The organism is [Anoxybacillus] calidus, assembly GCF_013760845.1.
GTDB lineage: Bacteria > Bacillota > Bacilli > Bacillales > Anoxybacillaceae > Paranoxybacillus > Paranoxybacillus calidus.
The window spans coordinates 382,534-402,143 of record NZ_JACDUU010000003.1; the positions used below are offsets into that span (position 1 = coordinate 382,534).

The 19,610-nt window shown below is 33.3% G+C and carries 25 protein-coding genes, 1 tRNA gene and 1 pseudogene; 20 read left to right on the forward strand and 7 right to left on the reverse strand.

Annotated elements, in window-relative coordinates; translation table 11 throughout:
* Positions 1–124 precede the first annotated feature (124 nt).
* Both HNQ85_RS08760 and HNQ85_RS08765 read left to right on the forward strand, forming a co-directional pair.
* Entirely contained in the window at positions 125–304 is a 180-nt protein-coding gene (locus tag HNQ85_RS08760) for an H-type small acid-soluble spore protein (protein WP_181537350.1), read from the forward strand.
* Positions 305–393: 89 nt separating this feature from the next.
* Entirely contained in the window at positions 394–642 is a 249-nt protein-coding gene (locus tag HNQ85_RS08765) for a hypothetical protein (protein WP_181537351.1), read from the forward strand.
* A gap of 623 nt (positions 643–1,265) precedes the next feature.
* On the opposite strand, the pseudogene HNQ85_RS17595 reads toward HNQ85_RS08765, so the two are convergent.
* Positions 1,266–1,415 (reverse strand): annotated as a pseudogene (locus HNQ85_RS17595) (DUF6262 family protein); the annotation flags it as partial.
* 237 nt (positions 1,416–1,652) lie between these two features.
* Between HNQ85_RS17595 and HNQ85_RS08770 the strand changes: the two are divergent.
* From HNQ85_RS08770 to HNQ85_RS08790, 5 genes are all read left to right on the forward strand, one after another.
* On the forward strand, positions 1,653–2,792 hold the full coding sequence (locus tag HNQ85_RS08770) for a S8 family peptidase (protein WP_181537352.1): 1,140 nt from the start codon (positions 1,653–1,655) through the stop codon (positions 2,790–2,792).
* 152 nt (positions 2,793–2,944) lie between these two features.
* Positions 2,945–3,565: a sigma-70 family RNA polymerase sigma factor gene (locus HNQ85_RS08775; protein ID WP_181537353.1), complete on the forward strand. Its 621-nt coding sequence runs from the start codon at positions 2,945–2,947 to the stop codon at positions 3,563–3,565.
* Positions 3,562–3,726 carry a YvrJ family protein gene (locus tag HNQ85_RS08780; RefSeq protein ID WP_083978747.1) on the forward strand — a complete coding sequence of 55 codons (165 nt, stop codon included), beginning with the start codon at positions 3,562–3,564 and terminating at the stop codon, positions 3,724–3,726. Before HNQ85_RS08775 ends, HNQ85_RS08780 begins: the two co-directional genes overlap by 4 nt.
* A gap of 5 nt (positions 3,727–3,731) precedes the next feature.
* Entirely contained in the window at positions 3,732–3,980 is a 249-nt protein-coding gene (locus HNQ85_RS08785) for a helix-turn-helix domain-containing protein (RefSeq protein WP_181537354.1), read from the forward strand.
* 62 nt (positions 3,981–4,042) lie between these two features.
* Complete coding sequence (locus HNQ85_RS08790) at positions 4,043–4,327, forward strand: glutaredoxin family protein (RefSeq protein WP_181537355.1); 285 nt, start codon at positions 4,043–4,045, stop codon at positions 4,325–4,327.
* 582 nt (positions 4,328–4,909) lie between these two features.
* On the opposite strand, the gene HNQ85_RS08795 is transcribed toward HNQ85_RS08790, so the two are convergent.
* From HNQ85_RS08795 to HNQ85_RS08805, 3 genes are all read right to left on the reverse strand, one after another.
* Complete coding sequence (locus HNQ85_RS08795) at positions 4,910–5,554, reverse strand: hypothetical protein (RefSeq protein WP_181537356.1); 645 nt, start codon at positions 5,552–5,554, stop codon at positions 4,910–4,912.
* A 315-nt stretch (positions 5,555–5,869) separates the two neighbouring features.
* Entirely contained in the window at positions 5,870–6,835 is a 966-nt protein-coding gene (locus tag HNQ85_RS08800) for an anti sigma factor C-terminal domain-containing protein (protein WP_181537357.1), read from the reverse strand.
* The gene (locus tag HNQ85_RS08805; protein WP_181537358.1) at positions 6,822–7,331 is read right to left on the reverse strand and encodes an RNA polymerase sigma factor; all 510 of its coding nucleotides are present in this window, start codon (positions 7,329–7,331) and stop codon (positions 6,822–6,824) included. Before HNQ85_RS08805 ends, HNQ85_RS08800 begins: the two co-directional genes overlap by 14 nt.
* Positions 7,332–7,562: 231 nt before the next feature.
* On the opposite strand from HNQ85_RS08805, the gene HNQ85_RS08810 reads away from it, so the two are divergent.
* The 7 genes from HNQ85_RS08810 to HNQ85_RS08840 all read left to right on the forward strand — a co-directional run bounded on the left by HNQ85_RS08810 (position 7,563) and on the right by HNQ85_RS08840 (position 13,529).
* Positions 7,563–8,321, forward strand: a complete 759-nt coding sequence (locus tag HNQ85_RS08810) for a hypothetical protein (RefSeq protein WP_181537359.1) — start codon at positions 7,563–7,565, stop codon at positions 8,319–8,321.
* A 152-nt stretch (positions 8,322–8,473) separates the two neighbouring features.
* Positions 8,474–8,656: a hypothetical protein gene (locus tag HNQ85_RS08815; protein ID WP_181537360.1), complete on the forward strand. Its 183-nt coding sequence runs from the start codon at positions 8,474–8,476 to the stop codon at positions 8,654–8,656.
* Between the two features lie 192 nt (positions 8,657–8,848).
* The gene (locus tag HNQ85_RS08820; protein WP_181537361.1) at positions 8,849–9,229 is read left to right on the forward strand and encodes a hypothetical protein; all 381 of its coding nucleotides are present in this window, start codon (positions 8,849–8,851) and stop codon (positions 9,227–9,229) included.
* A 64-nt stretch (positions 9,230–9,293) separates the two neighbouring features.
* A complete protein-coding gene (locus HNQ85_RS08825) occupies positions 9,294–11,321 on the forward strand; it encodes a hypothetical protein (protein ID WP_181537362.1) in 2,028 nt (675 codons plus the stop codon).
* Complete coding sequence (locus HNQ85_RS08830) at positions 11,318–12,172, forward strand: ABC transporter ATP-binding protein (RefSeq protein WP_181537363.1); 855 nt, start codon at positions 11,318–11,320, stop codon at positions 12,170–12,172. Before HNQ85_RS08825 ends, HNQ85_RS08830 begins: the two co-directional genes overlap by 4 nt.
* Complete coding sequence (locus tag HNQ85_RS08835) at positions 12,169–12,783, forward strand: hypothetical protein (protein WP_181537364.1); 615 nt, start codon at positions 12,169–12,171, stop codon at positions 12,781–12,783. The genes HNQ85_RS08830 and HNQ85_RS08835 overlap by 4 nt, the downstream gene beginning before the upstream one ends.
* Before the next feature lie 389 nt (positions 12,784–13,172).
* A complete protein-coding gene (locus HNQ85_RS08840) occupies positions 13,173–13,529 on the forward strand; it encodes a hypothetical protein (protein ID WP_181537365.1) in 357 nt (118 codons plus the stop codon).
* A gap of 159 nt (positions 13,530–13,688) precedes the next feature.
* Here the strand turns inward: HNQ85_RS08840 and HNQ85_RS08845 are convergent.
* Positions 13,689–13,759 (reverse strand) — tRNA-Cys (locus tag HNQ85_RS08845).
* Positions 13,760–13,999: 240 nt separating this feature from the next.
* On the opposite strand from HNQ85_RS08845, the gene HNQ85_RS08850 reads away from it, so the two are divergent.
* Together HNQ85_RS08850 and HNQ85_RS08855 are read left to right on the forward strand one after the other, a co-directional pair.
* Positions 14,000–14,443, forward strand: a complete 444-nt coding sequence (locus HNQ85_RS08850) for a DinB/UmuC family translesion DNA polymerase (RefSeq protein WP_343046501.1) — start codon at positions 14,000–14,002, stop codon at positions 14,441–14,443.
* 60 nt (positions 14,444–14,503) lie between these two features.
* Positions 14,504–14,785, forward strand: coding sequence for a YolD-like family protein (locus HNQ85_RS08855; RefSeq protein ID WP_220129155.1), 282 nt, complete (start codon positions 14,504–14,506; stop codon positions 14,783–14,785).
* On the opposite strand, the gene HNQ85_RS08860 is transcribed toward HNQ85_RS08855, so the two are convergent.
* Positions 14,786–14,935, reverse strand: a complete 150-nt coding sequence (locus HNQ85_RS08860; RefSeq protein ID WP_181537367.1) for a hypothetical protein — start codon at positions 14,933–14,935, stop codon at positions 14,786–14,788. It lies immediately after the preceding gene.
* A gap of 52 nt (positions 14,936–14,987) precedes the next feature.
* Positions 14,988–15,134 (reverse strand): hypothetical protein, encoded by a 147-nt coding sequence (locus HNQ85_RS08865; protein ID WP_181537368.1) that lies wholly within the window; start codon positions 15,132–15,134, stop codon positions 14,988–14,990.
* A gap of 226 nt (positions 15,135–15,360) precedes the next feature.
* Between HNQ85_RS08865 and HNQ85_RS08870 the strand changes: the two genes are divergently transcribed.
* From HNQ85_RS08870 to HNQ85_RS08885, 4 genes are all read left to right on the forward strand, one after another.
* Positions 15,361–15,873 carry a GNAT family N-acetyltransferase gene (locus HNQ85_RS08870; RefSeq protein ID WP_181537369.1) on the forward strand — a complete coding sequence of 171 codons (513 nt, stop codon included), beginning with the start codon at positions 15,361–15,363 and terminating at the stop codon, positions 15,871–15,873.
* 192 nt (positions 15,874–16,065) lie between these two features.
* Complete coding sequence (locus HNQ85_RS08875) at positions 16,066–16,329, forward strand: hypothetical protein (protein ID WP_181537416.1); 264 nt, start codon at positions 16,066–16,068, stop codon at positions 16,327–16,329.
* 234 nt (positions 16,330–16,563) lie between these two features.
* A complete protein-coding gene (locus HNQ85_RS08880; RefSeq protein WP_181537370.1) occupies positions 16,564–17,928 on the forward strand; it encodes a sodium-dependent transporter in 1,365 nt (454 codons plus the stop codon).
* Positions 17,929–17,970: 42 nt separating this feature from the next.
* Positions 17,971–19,602, forward strand: coding sequence for a pyridoxal phosphate-dependent decarboxylase family protein (locus tag HNQ85_RS08885; RefSeq protein ID WP_181537417.1), 1,632 nt, complete (start codon positions 17,971–17,973; stop codon positions 19,600–19,602).
* Positions 19,603–19,610: the final 8 nt, after the last annotated feature.

Sequence of the window (19,610 nt, forward strand, 5' to 3'; positions counted from 1 at the left end):
CCTCCAAAATAAGTCATCATTTAGCAATAGTTTGTGCAGTTGTTCATTTTTTTTGCATAAATTTCCTTGAATAAGAAAAGATAAACATTGTGAAAGTAACATATATCGCAGGAGGGTTTGTAAAATGGATATGAACCGTGTTAAACAAATTGTTTCCTCTCCAGCAGATATCACTGTTCATTATCACGGTGTATCTGTATGGATTGATAGCTATGATGAGCAAAACAATACAGCAACCATTCATATGCGTGGGAGTCATGAAGAAAAAAGAGAAGTTCCTGTTGAGGAATTAGAAGAGGTATAAGAAAAAGCGCCTAAAGAAGGCGTTTTTCTTATTTGTTTCGTTTAAGTCTCCCTTCTTTGTCCAATACTGCTGATAAGGAGGAAGATTGTATGACTATTGAACAAGTCGAAGAGATTTTTGACGATTTTGGATATACTTTATTGTTTCAAAACATTCGTTATCCTCTTATGTTATCAGGAGAAGTAGATGATCTCGACCCAGATGTTCTAGCAAACTTTTTTGAGATGTACTTGTTTGATACGGAAGATGTTTTCACGTTTGAAGAGTTTATGTACCATTTCCTTATATTTAAAAAAATATATACAAATAACAACTTGCCGTTTGTTCGCGGAATGTAAGTGCAATTTCTAAGGGAATTGCGCTTTTTTATTTTAGAAGGATATCGAAACAAAAATATGTGTTCTTGTAATATGTAAACGTATGTTCTGTTTTAGGATAGAGATGTTTCGCCATGATTGATTATCATCACCTTCCAAGAAACAACATTTATCAAGACCTAAAATATAAAAATCCTTAAAAAATAAAGGTAAGCACATATTAGTCAAGTTTAATATGTTTGCTTACCTTGTTTTTTATTCCATTAATGCCCCTCGTTAGCTAAACAATCAAATTCATTTTCACACAGTACAAATTCCAACTTAAAAGTATTCTGTACTTAATCCAAAATAAATAGCTAATGAAATAACAATAAAAAACCCAAAAAATATAATCTTTTGGATTTTACTCCAGCTTCTCATCCAATCCTATCTTTTTCTATCTACATCAAGCCAAAAGAAGTTAACAAGAACAACTAAAACAATAATTAAGATAATTATAAAAGAACTCATTCAATACTCTTTTTATACGTTTATACATTTTTTACATATACGTTTTTGTTTAGGGAAAGGTTTCATTAAAATCTTATCCTACTTTTCAACGCTTTAGTTAAACAAGGAGGGGATATTGTTCCTCCGTTTGACAGTTTATAAACTTCTGCGTAAGCTACTTTCAATTGTTTCCGTAATTGCTTGTTTTCGTCTTTTAAGTTTTTGATTTTTCGTTTCAATGATTCAATGAGAGCGTCTTTGTTTCTCTCGTTCATTTCACGCTTTATTTGTTTTGCAGTAATTGCCTCGAAGTTTGATAAACACAAAGTTCGTATTTAAGTTTAATTCATCCACTATCTCATACAAGTAATCATCTTTTTGTTCGTGAACAACAAGAAAATTTTAGCCAATTTTTTATTAATTTACATTAAGCAAGGAACTTATTTATTAGTAATGGAAATTTTTTTAAAAAAAGGTTGTAAATACATTATAGTAGATTTCTTTATAAATAGAATAATCCTAAAAATGATAGGAGGGTCAATATGAAAAAAAACGAAGTAAACCTTCTACCAATTAATCTATTAGAAATTACTTCACCAGAAGAAAATCCACCTTCAAATATTCTAGATATTGGTTCGCGATATAAATGGAGTCAAGGTTACACAGGAAAAGGAGTAGTGGTTGCTGTAATTGATACCGGATGCGACACTAATCATCCTGATTTAAAAGATAGGATAATAGGAGGGTATAATTTTACAGAAGAGTATGGAGGTGACATCAGTATTTTCGAAGATACAAATGGACATGGAACTCATGTTGCAGGAATAATAGCTGGTTCGATAAATGGTAAGGGAATAGTGGGAGTGGCCCCAAATGCAAAGTTACTCATCTTAAAAGTGTTAGACCAATTTGGAAGCGGTTCGATAAACTCACTAGTTGAAGCGATTCACTATGCTGTTGATTGGAGAGGTCCAGCGGGTGAGCGAGTAAAGATTATTTCGTTATCTTTAGGTACCAGAAACCCAAGTTCCGATTTATATGACGCGGTTAAGAGAGCCGTGGCTCATGATATCTCGGTAGTAGCTGCATCAGGTAATGACGGAGATGGGAATATAGAAACAAATGAATATCGGTATCCGGGAGCATATAAAGAGGTAATAGAAGTTGGTGCAATCAATAAATTAAATGAGATTGCTTACTTTTCTAACACAAACGAATCAGTTGACCTTTATGCACCGGGAGTAAAAATTAATTCAGCCTATTTAAAAAATGGTTATGCTGTCTTATCTGGCACTTCTATGGCTACACCTCATGTAGCCGGAGCTATCGCTTTATTAATTGAAGAATACGAAGGTTTATTTCGAAGAGAACTAAAAGAAATAGAAATCTATCAATTGTTAATGGAACATACAACTCCTATTAAAGTGAGCCGCAATAAAGAGATTTATTTGTTGAATTTGGAGAAAAAACCAAACTCAAAAAGAGAGGGTGGTAAAGAAATGGAAACTCGAAATAGAGAAATGCTACTCAAATGCTTTTGTGAAGCTAGGAGAACTCAAGCTTTCTTTACAAAGTGTTTAGATGAAAATTCATCAAATGAGGAAAGAGAGTTCCTTTTGGAGTTAGTAAAAGAATCAGCAAAAACTTCTAACAAAATTATGGATTTTTGTAAAATAATTTAAATTGAGTGATATAATATTTTAAAATATTCATAAAAGTAAATGATTTATCCAAAAAATTGTATTTCCTCTATGACTAAGATTTCAATTGGTCATTTTTTTGAACACAAAAACAGAACATATGTTCATTTTTGTTAACAAAAGGGGGTAAGATTTTGAATCTAAAAGGATTAGATAACCTTTGTATACAAGAAATAGAAATCTTTAAAAAACAGAATAAGGAATTTTTAGAAAATCCAATAATCAAATCATTTCTAAAAAATGAAAAGAATTGGAAGTTGTTTTTGGAAGTTATTTGTAATCCTACAGATGAAAACAAAGAGTTATTAGATAAAGAATTTAAAAAATTTTATTTTGGTATAAGATTTACTGCATTTATTTCAACTGCTTTATATTTTAATGCAGTCAATTTTGATAAACGATACCGTAAAATGTTGAATCGATATACATTGACAGTTGATAAACCGTTGAAGGAAGAAGAGGATATTTCGTTTAAAGACATGATTACTGACTCTGAAGCGGAAATACAAATAGAATGGATTATACAAAGCGATGATATAAAGGATTATATTGCTGACCCTGTACTCTATGAGGCTATTCTAACATTATCGGATAAACAGAGAGAGGTAATTAATTTAGCATATGTGAAAGGTCTTTCAGATACAGAAATTAGCAAAGTGTTAAACAAATCGCAACAAGCAATCTCTAAAACGCGCAAGAAAGCATTAAAAAATATTTATAACTTTATCAATGAAAAGGGGGAGATTAAGAAATGACTGTAGTTGAATTTCCTCAATGGATAACAATTGTAGGTAATTTTGGTTTTCCGATTGCGATTACTATCTACTTGTTTTCACGTTTTGAAAAGAAACTGGAAAAGTTAGAGATAGTCATTCTTCAACTAAGCGAAGTTATTAAAGAATATAGAAAGGAGTGAACAGTATGTTTGTTATGCTATATGAATTAGTAAAAGAATCCAAGAAAAATGTAAAGGCATTAGAAACCATTATTAATTTGTTTGAACCAAAATTAAGAAAGTCCCTAACCCTTACTAACTATAGTGAACGCGAAGATTTGGCACAAGAATTAAAGTGTAAATTAATTATGTATATCCAAGGATACGATGTCGATTCTACACCAGGTTTTTGGGAATTAAAAGACCAAATCCAAAATAGAAAAAATGCAAGCTAGAAGGTATTCATTTTAAGAATTCTCTTCATTATATGTAAACTAAAAAATAGGAGGTATTTATTATGGAAGTTATTGTATATTCGGTGAAAAATTGCAAATATTGCAAAGAACAAAAAGAATTCTTAACTGAAAAGGGGATTGAGTTTGAAGAAAGGGATATTTATGAAAATGAGGAATATTTTCAAGAATTTAAGGAACTAGGGGGGTACGGTACGCCGTTTACTATTAAAAAAGAAAATGGCATTATCGTCTCAAAAATCAGGGGATTTAATCAAGAAAAGTTACTAGATGAATTAATTAATGATGTTAAGTCTAAAAAGGGAATACGGCGAACGGAGAGATTATAACAATTATAATTACAAAAGGTTCAAGGTGACCAAAGACGTAAAAGAGAACAATAGATAAGAAATACAAGATTTAAGTGGTTGATTACGAGTTCGTTTTTCAATACGAAAATGAATTTCGTTTTATGCAGGTGTGTCCAAGTGTTCATCGTTTTTTAGAAGAAAGAAGGTTTACGGATGATCCGAACGTTCGAAAAACAAGTAGAAAGAACGAAAAGAACAATGGACTCACCCCATTCGAAATCAGTATCTGAAGTCCCGTAAGATTTACAGCAGTTCCCCTGGTTGGGAACAGTTATTTTTTGCCGCTTTTTAAAACTAAGCATAAACCCCATTCACTGTAGTTTTGAGAAGGCTTCGTAAATTAAAACATCAGAAACCTTGATTGAACTTAATTTGATCATATACACTTTTGTTTAGTGTGTTTTGGCACAACGATTTATTAAAATAAGCTATATTGTTGATATTATTGAGTTTATACTGTTGTATACCTCTTATTTTCAGAGTAGCCTATAGCTAAACAAAAAGAGCTTAGATAACTTTTTAAGCTCCTTTTGTTTACTCAATTATACTCTTTAGAACTTATTAAAAGGTCTCGCGCCATTCTTTATCATCTATTGGTACACCTTTTTTAACATAATTCATAGAAACTGTTCCATGCTTTAATCCAGCATCCTTTTGAATAAATGATACGATCTCGTTAAAAATCTCTTCGTCCTTTTTATCCGGCTCTCTAGGTATAGATATCTGAATAAAAGGGGCCGCATCGTATTCTTTATAACTACTTGGCTTATTTGGATTCACGTGATATGTTATTCCGGTCCTTTCATCATATTCTATCCAAAATTCATCCAGCGAACCAAGCTTTTGCTCAATATAAGGACGTATATTGTTTTCTAATTCCTTTTCCCACTTCTCCGCAATATAGGTGTCTTCCATCTGTTTTGTTTCTTCATTGTAATAGACTAAAAACTGTGTATGATCCTTTTTGTTCTCTGCTCTAGCAGCGTATTCAAATGTTGAGAAGTTACCCATATTATCAAATAGTGTGCCATAAATAACAGTTTTATCTTTAAATGTATTATTTATATATTCCTGTGCCTGTATTTTTACCTTTTTAGCTTCATCCTCATCTCCCTTCATGCCTTGTGCAAATGCGAAAGAAAAAAGCCCTATACCTAATGCTAATATCCCGAATACACCTATACTAATTTTTGTTATTTTATTCATAATAGTCCTCCTTATTGTGATATGACTTAACAGTCAGACTTGTTTTTCCTTGTGAGAAGGCCCTTAATAAAAAAATACTTCTATTCATAAAGCTTGCTATACCAAAGATAATTCCGGCTCCTGATTGTGTAATATAAATGGTTATAGCCGTTACTATTGGTGAATACAAAAGCATGGCGATTAGACCAGAAGTTATCCAACAGCTGCGTGTAGTACCAGAAACTTAACAACAAAAATATTAAGAAATAGGAGAAAGAGGAACATAACAAGCAATGAGATGAATAACACTCCTTCATTTCATTTAATATCTATCAGTTAATATCTATCAGTAGTGACTCCGAGGGAAGCGGCTCGAACAAAAGGTACGTTATTAAATTTTTCAATTTCGCTAGGAGTTCCAGTGATTACTACACCTATAATTTCAAGGTTTTCGGCTGACAATTTCTCTTTGTTGTTATGTGTGATATTTTGAATGATTTTATCGGCTAAATCTTTATAAGAACCATTTTGTTTAAGGGCCTTTAGATTGCGGATGAAGGATTCTGCCCCCCAATTACTCTCTGGTTGATTGTTATAATGAAAACCAATTGCATCATCACCAATGATAGTAAAATCTTTTCCGGTTTCTTTAATGAAGTCGTTATAATCTTTTATATCTGATTGGCTATAGGTATTAACCCAAAACCAAGAGATATTTTTATTGAATATTTTTTGAATATCCGTTACTTTATACCCTTTATCAAACGAAAGAGCCAATTCTACTATTTTATCATCATCCATGTTGGAAACAATGCTTCTATCATCAAATAAAGAAGCGTTGACTTTTGGATGAATAAATTCAATGACTCTTTCTCCGCTAAAGTACATCGGAATTCTTTTTTTCTCTACATTTCCAGTTCCAATTGCACCTCCTGAAGTGACAATTTTTGACTGACCGAAGATGTAATACACTTTCTCTACAGACGTCCAAGGTACAGGAATGTCATTTACTTTTTTGAAAAACTCTGTTTTTGAAGTTGCTGAAAATAACGAATAATTAATACTCGTTCCTTGTTCTACTATATTGGCACCGTGGATACTATGCCATATTGCATCATTTCTCACCTCTTCATTAATCTTACTTTTCATAATGAAGTTACCAATAAAGTAAAAAGCGGTAACGACAACTATGCTTATAATTAGAGATATAACAATTATCCTTAAAATAGAATTTCTTTTTGCTTTTTTAACCAATTCCCTAAAATCTGGATCTTTCGGAAGAAACTCATTATCCTCGTTCATTTTGATACCTCCTGTATTCCTCTATGAATTGTTTTCGTGCTCTGTGAATGATTGTCTTAACGGAATCTACTTTCATATCATATAAAGCCGCAATTTCTGTTAGTTTTAAACCTATGCTGTATTTTAAAATTAGAAATTGTGCATATTTTGGTTTGAGTCGGTCTAAAAGGATATAAATGTCTTTTTCTAATTCTTTTTGAAGGACTGCTTTTTCAGGCGTGAATTCCTCAAATAACTCTTTGTAATTGAATTTCAATAAAATATTTTGTTGTCTATTACGTTTGCGACATAAATCGTAATATAAGTTAACGGATACACGAAAAAGCCAATTTTCTACATGTTCAATGTTTACAGAGTCTATATAAGTTAAAAATTTGTAAGCCGTTTCTTGGGTCACATCCTCAGCATCTTGCAGACTTGCCCCCATTTTTAAAAGATAGACCTTTACTCGCTCCAATTGTTCATGTAGTTTCTCCCCTAAATCGAACTCATTCATGTAAAACCTCCTACTGATAAGACGTTTATGTACGTAAAAGGTAAACAATTTAAAAGAAAATAAATAAAATTCATTCATTTCCATTATATAGGAATTAATTATATGCATGCGGTTTAAATTCTCCACATGAATAAATTGATTTTTTATTTTATCAGGTTGTAACTTTTCCCCTTTGTTTTTCTATATATAGTGTCAGCTGACAAAAGATAAAAAAACAAGGAGGATACCAAAATGCAGTTAGTTGGTAATTATTTAGACCAAGTAGAGATTAAAGAACTAATTTCTACTTTCAACAACAAACTAAAATTTCAAAATCTTATCCGTGAAATGAAGCAACAAGAAAAATTCGATTTCAATGAGGATACAGTTGAGGTTATCCAAGCTCTGAAGTTTGACGTAGTAAAAGGTAATGACGTTATCTCTGCTAAATCTTTATACCTAAAGGTAAACGACAATGTAAAAATCAAATACCTTGTCCGTCATCTGAATGGCGATAAAGAAACAACAAACGACTTCTTTATTGGAAGTATCACTCGTAATAGTGACGATGGAGAGGGATTTACGGTAACTCACTTCAAGGCCAGACATGACACATTTATCTCTTCGTTTGAAACTAGATTAACTGAAGAGGCAATTAAAGCGGCTGCTGAAGTTGATACTCAGGCAAAAGAGGAATTCCCTATCGATGAAAATTACTATCCGGGGATGCTGCTAGATCAAGTTGACTCCGAAGGGTTTCTTGATGGTTGTTTGCCCGGTGGATATATCTGGTGTGGTATGAAGTGTGGAGGTTCTGTTGCTTGTACTTCTTCCCAATACGGGATTAATGAGTTAGATCATTGTTGTAAGTCACATGACTGCTGTTATTCAAGAAATAACGTTGACTATCCAAATTGCTATTGTGACCAAAGACTATGTGATTGCGCACAAGCTGCTCCGGCGTATGGTATGACACCAGTTGTTGAAGCCATTTTCTGTTTTGTCTGCTAAACCGTTAGTTAGTAGATAAAAAATGAGTAATGAATCGATTCTTTGGTTCATTACTCAACTTTAAAAATAGTAGGAATCTATGATTAACATCATCTAAAACGAACTTAAGAAAAATTGGTTTAATTCCCACTATGGTTTTAATGGGGGCTGTAGTGTCTACCGTTCAGGCCGCTACTTCTACTTCAATATTAAACAAAGAGACTTCTAAAGATGGACCTTCCATACCGATTCATAGTGGTAGTGCTTATGTTGCTGCTAATAATTACAGTTATTTTCGGGGTATGGAAGAAGATGTGAAGAAATCTATTATTTTACTTCCTGGCCCCTACACATGACATCGGATGATAGCGCCGCGAAGTAACTGGTCTAGAACTGTATCCCTTGAGCCAAGTAACTATTATGCACACAGGGCGGCCAATATGCAGTAAGCGTGAACGACTAATAAACAAAGGAAATAACATAAAAGTTGGTTATTTCTCTAATTAAAACAATATAAAAACATTTAAAAATAATAGGAGGTAAATATCATGAGTCTAGCCACAAGTAAATCAAATATAAAATCAATCTTCCTGATTATCAGTATGCTGTTTATGGCAATTTTGGCTACAACCGCACAAGCAGCTACTTCAACAGCTATTTTATCGAACGAATCTAGCAAAAGTGGAGCTAATATTGCTGTTCATAACGGAGGTGTAAGCTTTAGTTCTTTTAATGAAAGTAGATCTGTGGATCGCCTAGAAGCTAGTATTAGAAAATCAGTGGCAGTTCTTCCGGATCCTTATGTGCATTTCCGTATCGATCCACCGGGTACTGGTGTTACCGAATGGGTTTCACTTGAGCCTTCTAGCTACTACGCTTATGCGTATTCACCAAGTAAAATCTACGCAAGAGTAAGTATTTCTAATTAAAAAAGAAAGTAATGAACCGTTAAGATTTCTTAATGGTTCATTACTTTTTAATTGGGGTGGGAGAATGAGGACATTTAAGATTTTATCAGTCCAAACTATAAAGTCACATAAATATTTACTTATACTTGGCTTAGTCAGCTTATATATTTATGCAGGTTTTTTATTGTACAGCACTTTGTTTAAACTAAAAGATGCAGGTAATGCTTTGCAGTTATCGAGCTTTTTAATACAATCAGGAATGCTGTTTTTTATGTTTTTGGGATTTCGATTAGCAAGGAAGAATTCAGGAGCGATGGCTCTATATAAAACCATCAAAGGCAGTATTATTAAAGTACTTCTTTTAAATATTGTATTACTACTCTTAATTATTACGATTTTTGTTTTCTCATTAATTGTTATTACAACTTTGTATTACTTTCATTTGAATCCATCCAATCATTTTTATTTTGAGAGTGGCGCCTTTCTGATAAATAACCTTTTATTACCGTATTTTATTACTGGATTAATCGGATACATCGTTGGTGTTAATTCACGCAGTACCTTTTCATATGCTTATTTAATACTAATATGGGCATTATTATCACCTACAAACCAGTACTTCGTAAATAATCTCTTGTCCAACACTCAGTTAACAGAAGGATTTTCGTTATTGCATAACTTGAATCTTGGTGTACAAGATATGAATGTGCCTTATCAACCTTTCTATGGTTTTCAGTTATATTGGGCAAAAAAAGTGATATATATATTGATTTTGTTAGGGATTTGTATCCTTTCTATATTTACAGCAATTAAACAAAGATTACAGCGGATTAATATAGCATCGGTATTGTTTACTTTGGTTAGTTTTAGTTTAATACCATATTCATCTAATAATATTAATTATTTAGATGGATACCTAGACGAATATGATTTCTATGAAAAACGACATAAGATTCCATATAAGGATTTATTTGATTATAAGATTGAAAACATAAAGGTAGTGGTAAAGAATTACGAAAAATTTTCTGTAGATCTTGAAATGGAAGTTAACAATATAAAGACATCTAAAATTGCTTTTACTTTGTATAAAGGTTTTCATATAACTGAAATTAATGATTCTAATGGTATAAATCTTCTATTCGAACAGACGGGTGACTATACAATCGTTAACTTACCGTTGAATTATAAAGAACGTACCATGACACTTAATGTTAAATATACTGGCAATGGAACACTTGCTAATCCGGCCACACAGAATAAGGTGTTTTTGCCTTCTGATTTTGGTTGGATACCTACCAATAAAATGACTCCTACTCACTTTGTTTTCAACGAACACGTTATACCCAATAAACTTAGTAATCCAGAACCGATTAAATTTAAATTAACATATGAGGGAAAAGATAAGCTGGACTATGTAAACTTAAAACAAAGGAGTAGTTCAGTTTATGAAGGGGAAGCGACTGGACTCACATTAATCAGTGGAGATTTAACGCAAAGGAAAAAAGATGATCACAACATTTATTATCCGAAATCTTGGTTTAGTTATGAATTTGAGTTAGATAAATATCTTGTAGAATTTGAAAAGATTATAAGTAATTACAACAATCTTTTCAAAACAAATTATAAACTTCCAAAAAACATCGTTTTGCTGCCTAGTATGGCTATTAACGACTCATATATCTTTACCTTTACATCGGGTACGAAAGAACAATTAATCATCCAACTGGACCCAGTGGAACTAACGAAGAAACGTCCATTAAATACAACAATTCCATATCAGATGGAATTTGCTTTTAACAACAATAAGAATTTCGATGGACCTGAACAATTTGCGAATTGGTTAGTCTTTAATAGTTTTTTAGGTGCGAACTTAGATAACGACTTTGAAGACAAATCTTCTTTTATATTCAAACAATATCAGCAGTTAGTTGCCGAACCCTATATCAGTGAAAAAGATAAACCAATTTATAATCAATTACTGAAATACAATAATACAAAACTACCTAATGAATTTCTGATCAAATGGAAGTTACTTTTAGAGGATGACGAAGAAAATGACTGGGAACAACTTCAGAAGTTGTTAAAAACAACACAAATGGGGGCAATACAATGATAACAATAAAAAATTTATCAAAAACTATTAGAGGGAATAAGATAATAGATAATTTAAACCTAAAGCTAAAAGGAATTACAGGGATAATTGGGCCAAATGGTGCTGGTAAATCTACATTAATGAAAATTATTGCTTCCGTGGAAAAAGGCGATAAAGGGAGCGAAATTATATTCAATAATACAAGTAATGAGCCAATACGGATAGGATATCTACCTCAAAATTTTTCTATTTATCCTAATTTAACAGTTTATGAAGTATTGAAACTACTCGCTACTTTGAAAGGGAATTTTGATTCCGCTCATATAGAATATCTAATCGAATTATTTAATCTTGCTAATTATAAGAATAAAAAGATGAAAGAATTATCTGGTGGAACACATCGAAGGGTAGGGATAGCTCAAGCCCTTTTAAATAAACCTAATTATTTAATTATAGATGAGCCAACTGCCGGATTAGATATAATAGAATGTATTAAATTGAGAAATATTCTTTTAACTATAAGTGAGAAGGTGGAGGATATAATAATTTCTTCTCATTTGCCTGAAGACATTGAATATATTTGTAACCATATCGTAGTAATTGAAAAAGGACAGAAAAGGTTTGAAGGTAGTTTAAGCGAAATGATACAACGCTCAGAAAATCTTTCCTATGAAGCCACTATAGAATTGAATGATTTACAAAAATTAAATGTTATAGGGGAAATAGTAAAAATAGACAAGATATCTGATAAATTAGTAAAGGTAAAATTCATTACAAGAAAACCTATTGCCGACCACCAATTATATAAACCAGTTCAACCCGGATTTTTAGGCAGCTATGTATCTCTATTAAAAGGAGAGGTAGTTCCATGATAAATTTACTCCAATTAAAAAGTAGATCATTAGGATGGCTGCTATATTTGCCGATGGCCATTTTCGTTGCAATGTTATTTTTCATTTTTGGTATACCCAATAACAATGTTAATGTAGTAATAGTGTTACTTCAGTTAACGTTCATTCCGCTTGTATGTATTTGGACGTTATATCTGTTTTATGATTTATTGGGAACAGGGAATTTTCAGTATATGTGGCTGTATTATAAAACAAATATAGAAAAGATATTAATTATGTTTTTTGTTGTTTTATTTATTCCATTGATATCTCTAATTATAGCGATTGAATTTAGATTTGATGAATTTCAGACTTTACCAATCTTAATGCTATTATTTACACAATGTTTAATCAGTGCCGTTGTTTCATTAATTTTATTTGCCGTTTTTGGTGACGTAAGCATTCCAATTACATTAATTTTTCTCTATATATCAGCAGAATTAGCTACTTTTGGCTCCAGTAAATATTTATACCATATATTCTTTCTTAATTTACAAGAAAGTTTAAACTTCACCAATACCATTAGTCTTGCATTGCTGAATTTACTGTTTGGTTTAGTTGGGTATAAAATCTTTAAACTTTTAATCACTTAAGATTCACAAACAAATAAGAATAAATAAAAACACTCAGAGGTTTTAGTTATCTGAGTGTTTTTATTTTTATTTATCGGAAAAAGTACTTTATGACTGATGAACTATTATATGAAGATGTAGAAATAGCCATCGAAATCTGAACCTACAAAGAACAACGGGTGAGAATGAGATGAATACAGAGGGTCTTTAAAAATAAAATGGCAACACGAATAAGTACACAATTGGGAATCAAACCATCCTCATTAATTATAAGTTAAATTCAATACACACTCTTTAAAAACTTTACAAATTGGTTGTGGTTATACGGTTTTCTTTTTCTTTATATGGTACAGCTTTTAAGTTCTTATCAGCTGACATAAAAAATTTAATTAAAAAAGGAGGAAACCAAAATGACACAAGAAAATCAAAACTACCAAAATACAACAAACGAGTTGGAAAACAATGAAGTAGAAGCTCAAGCAAGTGTATCAGTCACTCTTCCCCTTGGTGCTGGTTTAGCTGATTCCCCAAAAATTAACCTTTTGACTGGTAGAGCAAAAGTTACTGCAAGTCATACAAGTGGATTTGGAGTAATGACCGTACAAATCATGGAAACCACTTATTTTGATGATGTTGTTAAAAGTTGGTCCCTTGATCCAGGAGAATCTCTTTATGCTGAAGTAACTATACCGAAAGATACCTATTATCTAAGACTATTGAGTCATGATGGTGGTGCAGGTGGAAAGGGTACTTTAGGAACTGCCTAAATTGTTTTATGCATTTGTAATTTGAAATCAAAACCGCTAAGTCCTTATAAGGATTAAGCGGTTTTTTCTTTTCAATAAACCTTTTAACGAACAGGTTGTAGCCATTCAATAAAAAACCCTTCATTCGAAGGGAAGCCGCTTTTTTTGTACTTTAAACGAAGGTGGTACCCGGATTCGAACCGGGGATCGAGGTTTTGCAGACCTTTGCCTTACCACTTGGCTATACCACCGTTTTTTGAATACCAAATCTCTCTGTTTTTATAAACATTTTACATATCATAAAGATATGACAATCAAGAAACTTACAACCTATTTTTAAACTTAATTTAAATTTTTTAATATAAATGTAACTGTTCCACGCATAACATCTTTTAATTTCAACCGTGCTTTTCTTTTTCAAGTTGGCTGTAAAGAGAAAGGCTATTCTTTTGTAACAAAAAACTAACCATCAACAAAAGTGTTGTCACTATATAGAAGAAATCAAAACCGTGCTTCTTGAGATGAGAGAAGAAGTAGCCATGCGAGCTCGAAAAGCGAGAGTCGCTGGAAAAACGGTTTCTTTACATATAGGCTATTCACGTACGGAAGGGGGAGGAGGCTTTCAACGTTCCAGAACAATCGACACACCAACCAATATAACGATGGACATTTATCAAACGTGTCTACAGTTGTTCCAAGAAAACTACGATGGTCGCATTGTGCGCTCTGTTTCTATTTCTCTTTCCAAACTTGTCCCTGATAACATGTTGCAAATGAGCTTATTTCATAACTTAGTAAAAAAAAGAGCGCTTGGATATGTGATGGACGAAATCCGTGCCAAATATGGAGCAACGGCAATTTTACGAGCAAAAAGCTACACGTTAGGAGGAACAGCGATCCAGCGCAGTCAACGGATTGGGGGACATAAGCCATGATTCATGACCGCGGCGCAAAAAAATAGACAGCGATGATGCTGCCAGAGCATAAAGAGATTGTTGTCTCGTTTGTACGAAGAATTTAACTATAAAGAAAAGCCTGCCATTGACGAGCAACAGTATGAGCAGTTCAATCAAATGATGCAGCAAGCAATGGCAAGAACGCAAATGATGGGTATTACTTATTACGTGAACGGCGATTTTAAGTATCTAAGAGGAATGATTCGTGATGTGCATGTATACAAAGGAGAAGTAAAAATTTTAGATGAAGAGGGGAAAATACATTTTTTATTTTTAAAAGACATTGTTGATATAACATACGCCAATGATGAAATTTTGTAATTATCTTATCCAAAGGAACAACTCGATTAAAGTAGAGGAGACGGCATCAAGCAGAAACGGTTTGATGAGAAAAAATATGACTAAGGTTGATAAAGTACTTAATCCCATTCCCAAAATTAATGGTTTAGTGTGATTTTCTTTACTATTCATTTTAACTCCCTCCAATTTTTTATGATTCTCATTTTCTGTTATAACCGTTTTTTTAATCATACAAACGTAAAAAAGTCGGCAAAATGATTGCCAATTTTTTAATAAAAATGAAATCAGGATATCCAACTAAACCGTAGTTGACATTGTCAGGATGTTTAAAAAGCAAATCGTCAAGCGGTATAACTATGCTTACATACATATGGATCATCTCTTCTGTGATAGAAGATTGAATGTAAAATGTGCATTTTTTTGGGCTAGACCTACCAGACACTATTCTCCTGTCCCCTTTATTACATTTTTTGACTGATGATGGGTTGTTAGGGAATGTAAATGAGCGATAAAATAATGAGAATCATATTGTTTTTTCAAATTAACTAACCTTTGCGTTGCACCATAATAAAATTCAATATTCAGGGAGTGGGAAAATGAATAAAAACTTGATCATTAGAGACGCAACAAAGGAAGACTTAAAGGCAATTGTCGATATATACAATTCAACGATACCGACAAGAATGGTTACAGCTGATATTGAGCCTGTTACAGTGGAGAACAGAGAGAAATGGTTTTTTGAACATACTCCGGATTTTCGGCCGATTTGGGTTGTTGAAGCTGACGGACAGGTGTGCGCTTGGCTTAGCTTTCAATCATTTTATGGAAGACCAGCATACAGGCATACAGCGGAAATCAGTATTTATATCGATGAAGAATATAGAGGAAAAGGGATTGGCAGTCATTTGCTGCAAAGAGCGATTAATGAATGTCCAAAGCTCGGGATTAAAACGTTACTTGGATTTATTTTCGGACATAATGAACCAAGTTTGAAATTATTTTATAAATTTGGATTTAAAAAATGGGGGCATTTACCAAAAGTCGCTGAGTTGGACGGTATCGAAAGAGATTTAGTGATTTTAGGTAAGAAAATTTATCCACAGCAATAATATTTTTAGGAATATAATTTTATTAGTGGTAAATATGGATGAAAGAGATAGACATTACTGATTGTTCATCAGAAAAGAGTGAGGCATAAGGATGATTCTCTATTCGTCATTGCTGCACGATCTTTTTTCTGCATAAGGGAGCATAGATTGGACAATCGTAATAAAGAAAAAGTGATGGAAAGGAAAGAAAATATGAACTTAATGCCTATTCGTTTGTTTACGATTGAAGATGGGGAAGGGTATGTGGCCGATGTTTTTCAATGCCCCGTTACCGGCAACCTGATTTATAAGTCAACAGGGGCTCCCACTGTTGTCTCTTATAACCATTTAACTGAACAACAAAAACAAGAACTGACGAAATATGGATTTAAACTTTTTGAGCAAGGCTCTCCAAGAAGTAACGTTATTTCCAACGATCAATCAGTAGAAGAATTGTTGCCGGATTTAAGACAATGATACAGAAACTAACCTGTTTGTTTTCTTCAAAAAATAAAAGAGCAGTGTGTATGATAATTAACAAACGAAGCAGGAATCTTTAACGGGTTCCTGCTTTTTGTTTATTTTCCAAAAAAGGATAAATTTTTATAAAAAAGTAAAAAACATTATCTTAAAATATTAAAATTCCTCATATTTTGGCGATAAAAAGAGTGTCGGAGCATTTATCGAAACAATATGAGAGGAAGTGAAAGGATGTCGCAACTTTCCCAAAAAGAGCAGTGGGCTTCAAAAATTGGCTTTATTTTAGCCGCAGCTGGTTCAGCAATTGGATTAGGCGCCATATGGAAATTTCCGTATGTAGCCGGAACGAGCGGTGGAGGAGCTTTCTTTTTAGTTTTTCTTATTTTTACGTTATTGCTGGGGTATCCTTTATTAATTGGTGAATTTGTGATTGGTCGCCATACCCAAAGTGATGCTATCTCTGCTTACAAAAAACTAGCTCCGCACACGTTATGGCATGTAACCGGATGGATTGGAATGATTGCTTGCTTTATTCTTTTATCTTTTTACAGTGTAGTCGGCGGATGGATTATTTTGTATTTATTTAGAGCGGTTAGCGGAGAGTTGGGTGGTTTATCGCAAGTTCAATATGGAGAACTATTTGGTCAACTCATTTCGGACCCGTTTCAAACGTTGTTAGCACAATTTATTTTTATCTTATTAACAATTATTGTAGTGGCAAAAGGAATCCAACAAGGGATTGAAAAAGCTAGTAAATTAATGATGCCGGCGTTATTTTTGTTGTTTTTATTGTTGGTATTTCGTTCCATGACTTTAGATGGAGCGATAGAAGGATTAAAGTTTTTATTTGTTCCTGATTTTTCAAAGCTCACTTCAGAAGCAGTGTTATATGCTCTTGGACAAGCATTTTTTACATTATCTTTAGGTGTATCGGTCATGGTAACTTATAGTTCTTATCTTAATAAGGAACAAAGCTTACCGAAATCGGCTATATCGATTGTTGTGATGAATGCTTTCGTTGTCGTGCTTGCGGGATTAGCCATTTTCCCAGCGATCTTTTCATTTGGAATGGAGCCAAACGCTGGTCCAACGCTAGTTTTTGCTGTTTTGCCTGTTGTTTTTAATCATATACCATTTGGCTCGCTATTTTTTATTGCGTTTTTAATTTTATTTTTATTTGCCGCTTTAACATCAGCATTTTCCATGATTGAAATTATCGTTGCTTCCGTTGCTAAAAATGATGCGAAGAAGCGACAATCAGCTACATGGCTTATTGGAATTCTTATTTTTATCGTAGGTATCCCTTCTTGCCTCTCATTTGGAGTTTTGGCAGATTTTCAGGTATTTAATAGAACGATTTTTGATATTGCAGATTTTACTGTCAGCAACGTGTTAATGCCATTAGGTGCATTATTAATTTCGCTATTTGTCTCACTCAAGATTGCTAAAGATACATTGTTTGATGAGTTAAGACAAGGATCAACAATCAGTAAACTTTTCTTCGATATTTGGTTTTTCTTAATTCGTTATGTGGCACCTATTGCCATCTTAATTGTTTTCTTAGATGTACTTGGATTTCTTGATTTTCTTAAATAACATCTAACCAACGATGCGGAGGTATGAAATCAAATGAATTATATGGATGAGATTCAAAAGCTGTTTCCAAGTCAAGATGGCAATAAAGAAACTCGTGATTTGCTTGTTTCAAAAATGAATCAACTAATCACTGAATTTGATAAATTAAAAAATCCTGCTAAGCTCACATTAGGGGAAATGCCGGAATATACGGAAGACTATTATAATCAAATTATTTCTACTTCTAATGTGCCAGAGCAAGGGATTACATTGGATGAAACCATTGAGGAAATTTTGAAGTTAGCGAAAGGACATCGTTACCCAAATAGCAATTACTTGGCGAATGCCACACCACTTCCGAACATTGCCAGCATTCTCGGAAATCTGTTAATGGTTTTGTTAAATGGGAACAATGTCTGGGATGTCGAGGGAGCTGCGGCAGCGAACGCCGAAGTAAGGATTACAAGTATGTTATCCAAAATTGTAGGTTATGATCCTAATCAAAGTGCGGGATATACGACTTGGGGAGGGCAAGGTGCCGTATTTAATTCGCTTCGACTTGCGATTGCCCGTCAATTTCCAGAAGCCAACCGTACGGGCATTCCGAATAATTTATACTGCTTCTGCTCGGAGCTATCCCATTACAGCTTGTATAAATCGGTTGAGGCAACTGGAATCGGTACCGATCATCTCATTCGTATAAAAGCGAATCGCGACCATTCCATGAATTTACAAGATTTGCAACAAAAAATGGAAGAAGTAATTCAAAACGGTGGTATCCCTGTTTACGTATTAGCGACAATGGGAACAACTGATACATTCGGTATCGATCATATTCGCGAAATTAAAAACATAACTACTTCATTAGAAGAAAAGTATAACTTACCACCGATTTATATTCATGCAGATACAGCAATGGGTGGAATGTATACATTTTTCAATGATTATGATTTTGAGACAAACCCATTACAGTTGGAAGAAGACGTTTGCCAAGTTTTAAAAGGTTATCAATCATTGTTTAAAGATGTTCACTTAGCTGACAGTATGGTGTTTGACTTCCATAAACTTGGACAAACTCCTTATATTACAAGCTTGTTCTTAATAAAAGATAAAATGAACTTGCAGTATGTTGATTTAGATCCAACCGAAACACCTTATGTTGGAAACCGCGGTTATGGAAGCTATCATACAAGCTATACGCTGGAATGTTCGCGGATGGGTAGCGCAATTCCGATCTATGCTTCATTGCTTGCATTTGGTATTAAAGGATATCAACAATTATTAGCGAATTATATCCGTGTCAATCTTGAGTTTAGAAAAAAATTAATGCAAGCATTTCCGAATGTGGCGGTTACTAACAATGTGTCGCCTGTGACGACGTTCCGATTTTATCCGGAAAAAGTGACTTGGGAAGAAGAAGTAAATGGGAAAGCTACATATGAGGAAATTGAAGCTGTTAACAAGTACAATGACAACTTCGCGGAGTTAATCGGCTTGCATCGCGATATGATTTATTTTGGAAGCACGAAAAAGCAACGATTAGTGGAAGCGAGAAACACGAATACGCGCGTCCCGATTTATGCCCATAAGTTTTATACCGTTTCTCCTTACACGACAGTGCAAGACGTGGAGCGATATATAGATTTCTTGAAGCACTTCATGGATATTCACTCGAAAGAGTTAGTGCTCATTTAAGGAAGAAA

Excerpts from the sequence above, each read along its gene's own strand:
- HNQ85_RS08760 (WP_181537350.1), top strand. The coding sequence starts at position 125 with ATGGATATGAACCGTGTTAAACAAATTGTTTCCTCTCCAGCAGATATC.
- HNQ85_RS08765 (WP_181537351.1), top strand. The coding sequence starts at position 394 with ATGACTATTGAACAAGTCGAAGAGATTTTTGACGATTTTGGATATACT.
- HNQ85_RS08770 (WP_181537352.1), top strand. The coding sequence starts at position 1,653 with ATGAAAAAAAACGAAGTAAACCTTCTACCAATTAATCTATTAGAAATT.
- HNQ85_RS08780 (WP_083978747.1), top strand. The coding sequence starts at position 3,562 with ATGACTGTAGTTGAATTTCCTCAATGGATAACAATTGTAGGTAATTTT.
- HNQ85_RS08785 (WP_181537354.1), top strand. The coding sequence starts at position 3,732 with ATGTTTGTTATGCTATATGAATTAGTAAAAGAATCCAAGAAAAATGTA.
- HNQ85_RS08790 (WP_181537355.1), top strand. The coding sequence starts at position 4,043 with ATGGAAGTTATTGTATATTCGGTGAAAAATTGCAAATATTGCAAAGAA.
- HNQ85_RS08795 (WP_181537356.1), bottom strand. The coding sequence starts at position 5,554 with ATGAATAAAATAACAAAAATTAGTATAGGTGTATTCGGGATATTAGCA.
- HNQ85_RS08800 (WP_181537357.1), bottom strand. The coding sequence starts at position 6,835 with ATGAACGAGGATAATGAGTTTCTTCCGAAAGATCCAGATTTTAGGGAA.
- HNQ85_RS08805 (WP_181537358.1), bottom strand. The coding sequence starts at position 7,331 with ATGAATGAGTTCGATTTAGGGGAGAAACTACATGAACAATTGGAGCGA.
- HNQ85_RS08810 (WP_181537359.1), top strand. The coding sequence starts at position 7,563 with ATGCAGTTAGTTGGTAATTATTTAGACCAAGTAGAGATTAAAGAACTA.
- HNQ85_RS08820 (WP_181537361.1), top strand. The coding sequence starts at position 8,849 with ATGAGTCTAGCCACAAGTAAATCAAATATAAAATCAATCTTCCTGATT.
- HNQ85_RS08825 (WP_181537362.1), top strand. The coding sequence starts at position 9,294 with ATGAGGACATTTAAGATTTTATCAGTCCAAACTATAAAGTCACATAAA.
- HNQ85_RS08830 (WP_181537363.1), top strand. The coding sequence starts at position 11,318 with ATGATAACAATAAAAAATTTATCAAAAACTATTAGAGGGAATAAGATA.
- HNQ85_RS08835 (WP_181537364.1), top strand. The coding sequence starts at position 12,169 with ATGATAAATTTACTCCAATTAAAAAGTAGATCATTAGGATGGCTGCTA.
- HNQ85_RS08840 (WP_181537365.1), top strand. The coding sequence starts at position 13,173 with ATGACACAAGAAAATCAAAACTACCAAAATACAACAAACGAGTTGGAA.
- HNQ85_RS08860 (WP_181537367.1), bottom strand. The coding sequence starts at position 14,935 with ATGAATAGTAAAGAAAATCACACTAAACCATTAATTTTGGGAATGGGA.
- HNQ85_RS08865 (WP_181537368.1), bottom strand. The coding sequence starts at position 15,134 with ATGTATGTAAGCATAGTTATACCGCTTGACGATTTGCTTTTTAAACAT.
- HNQ85_RS08870 (WP_181537369.1), top strand. The coding sequence starts at position 15,361 with ATGAATAAAAACTTGATCATTAGAGACGCAACAAAGGAAGACTTAAAG.
- HNQ85_RS08875 (WP_181537416.1), top strand. The coding sequence starts at position 16,066 with ATGAACTTAATGCCTATTCGTTTGTTTACGATTGAAGATGGGGAAGGG.
- HNQ85_RS08880 (WP_181537370.1), top strand. The coding sequence starts at position 16,564 with ATGTCGCAACTTTCCCAAAAAGAGCAGTGGGCTTCAAAAATTGGCTTT.
- HNQ85_RS08885 (WP_181537417.1), top strand. The coding sequence starts at position 17,971 with ATGGATGAGATTCAAAAGCTGTTTCCAAGTCAAGATGGCAATAAAGAA.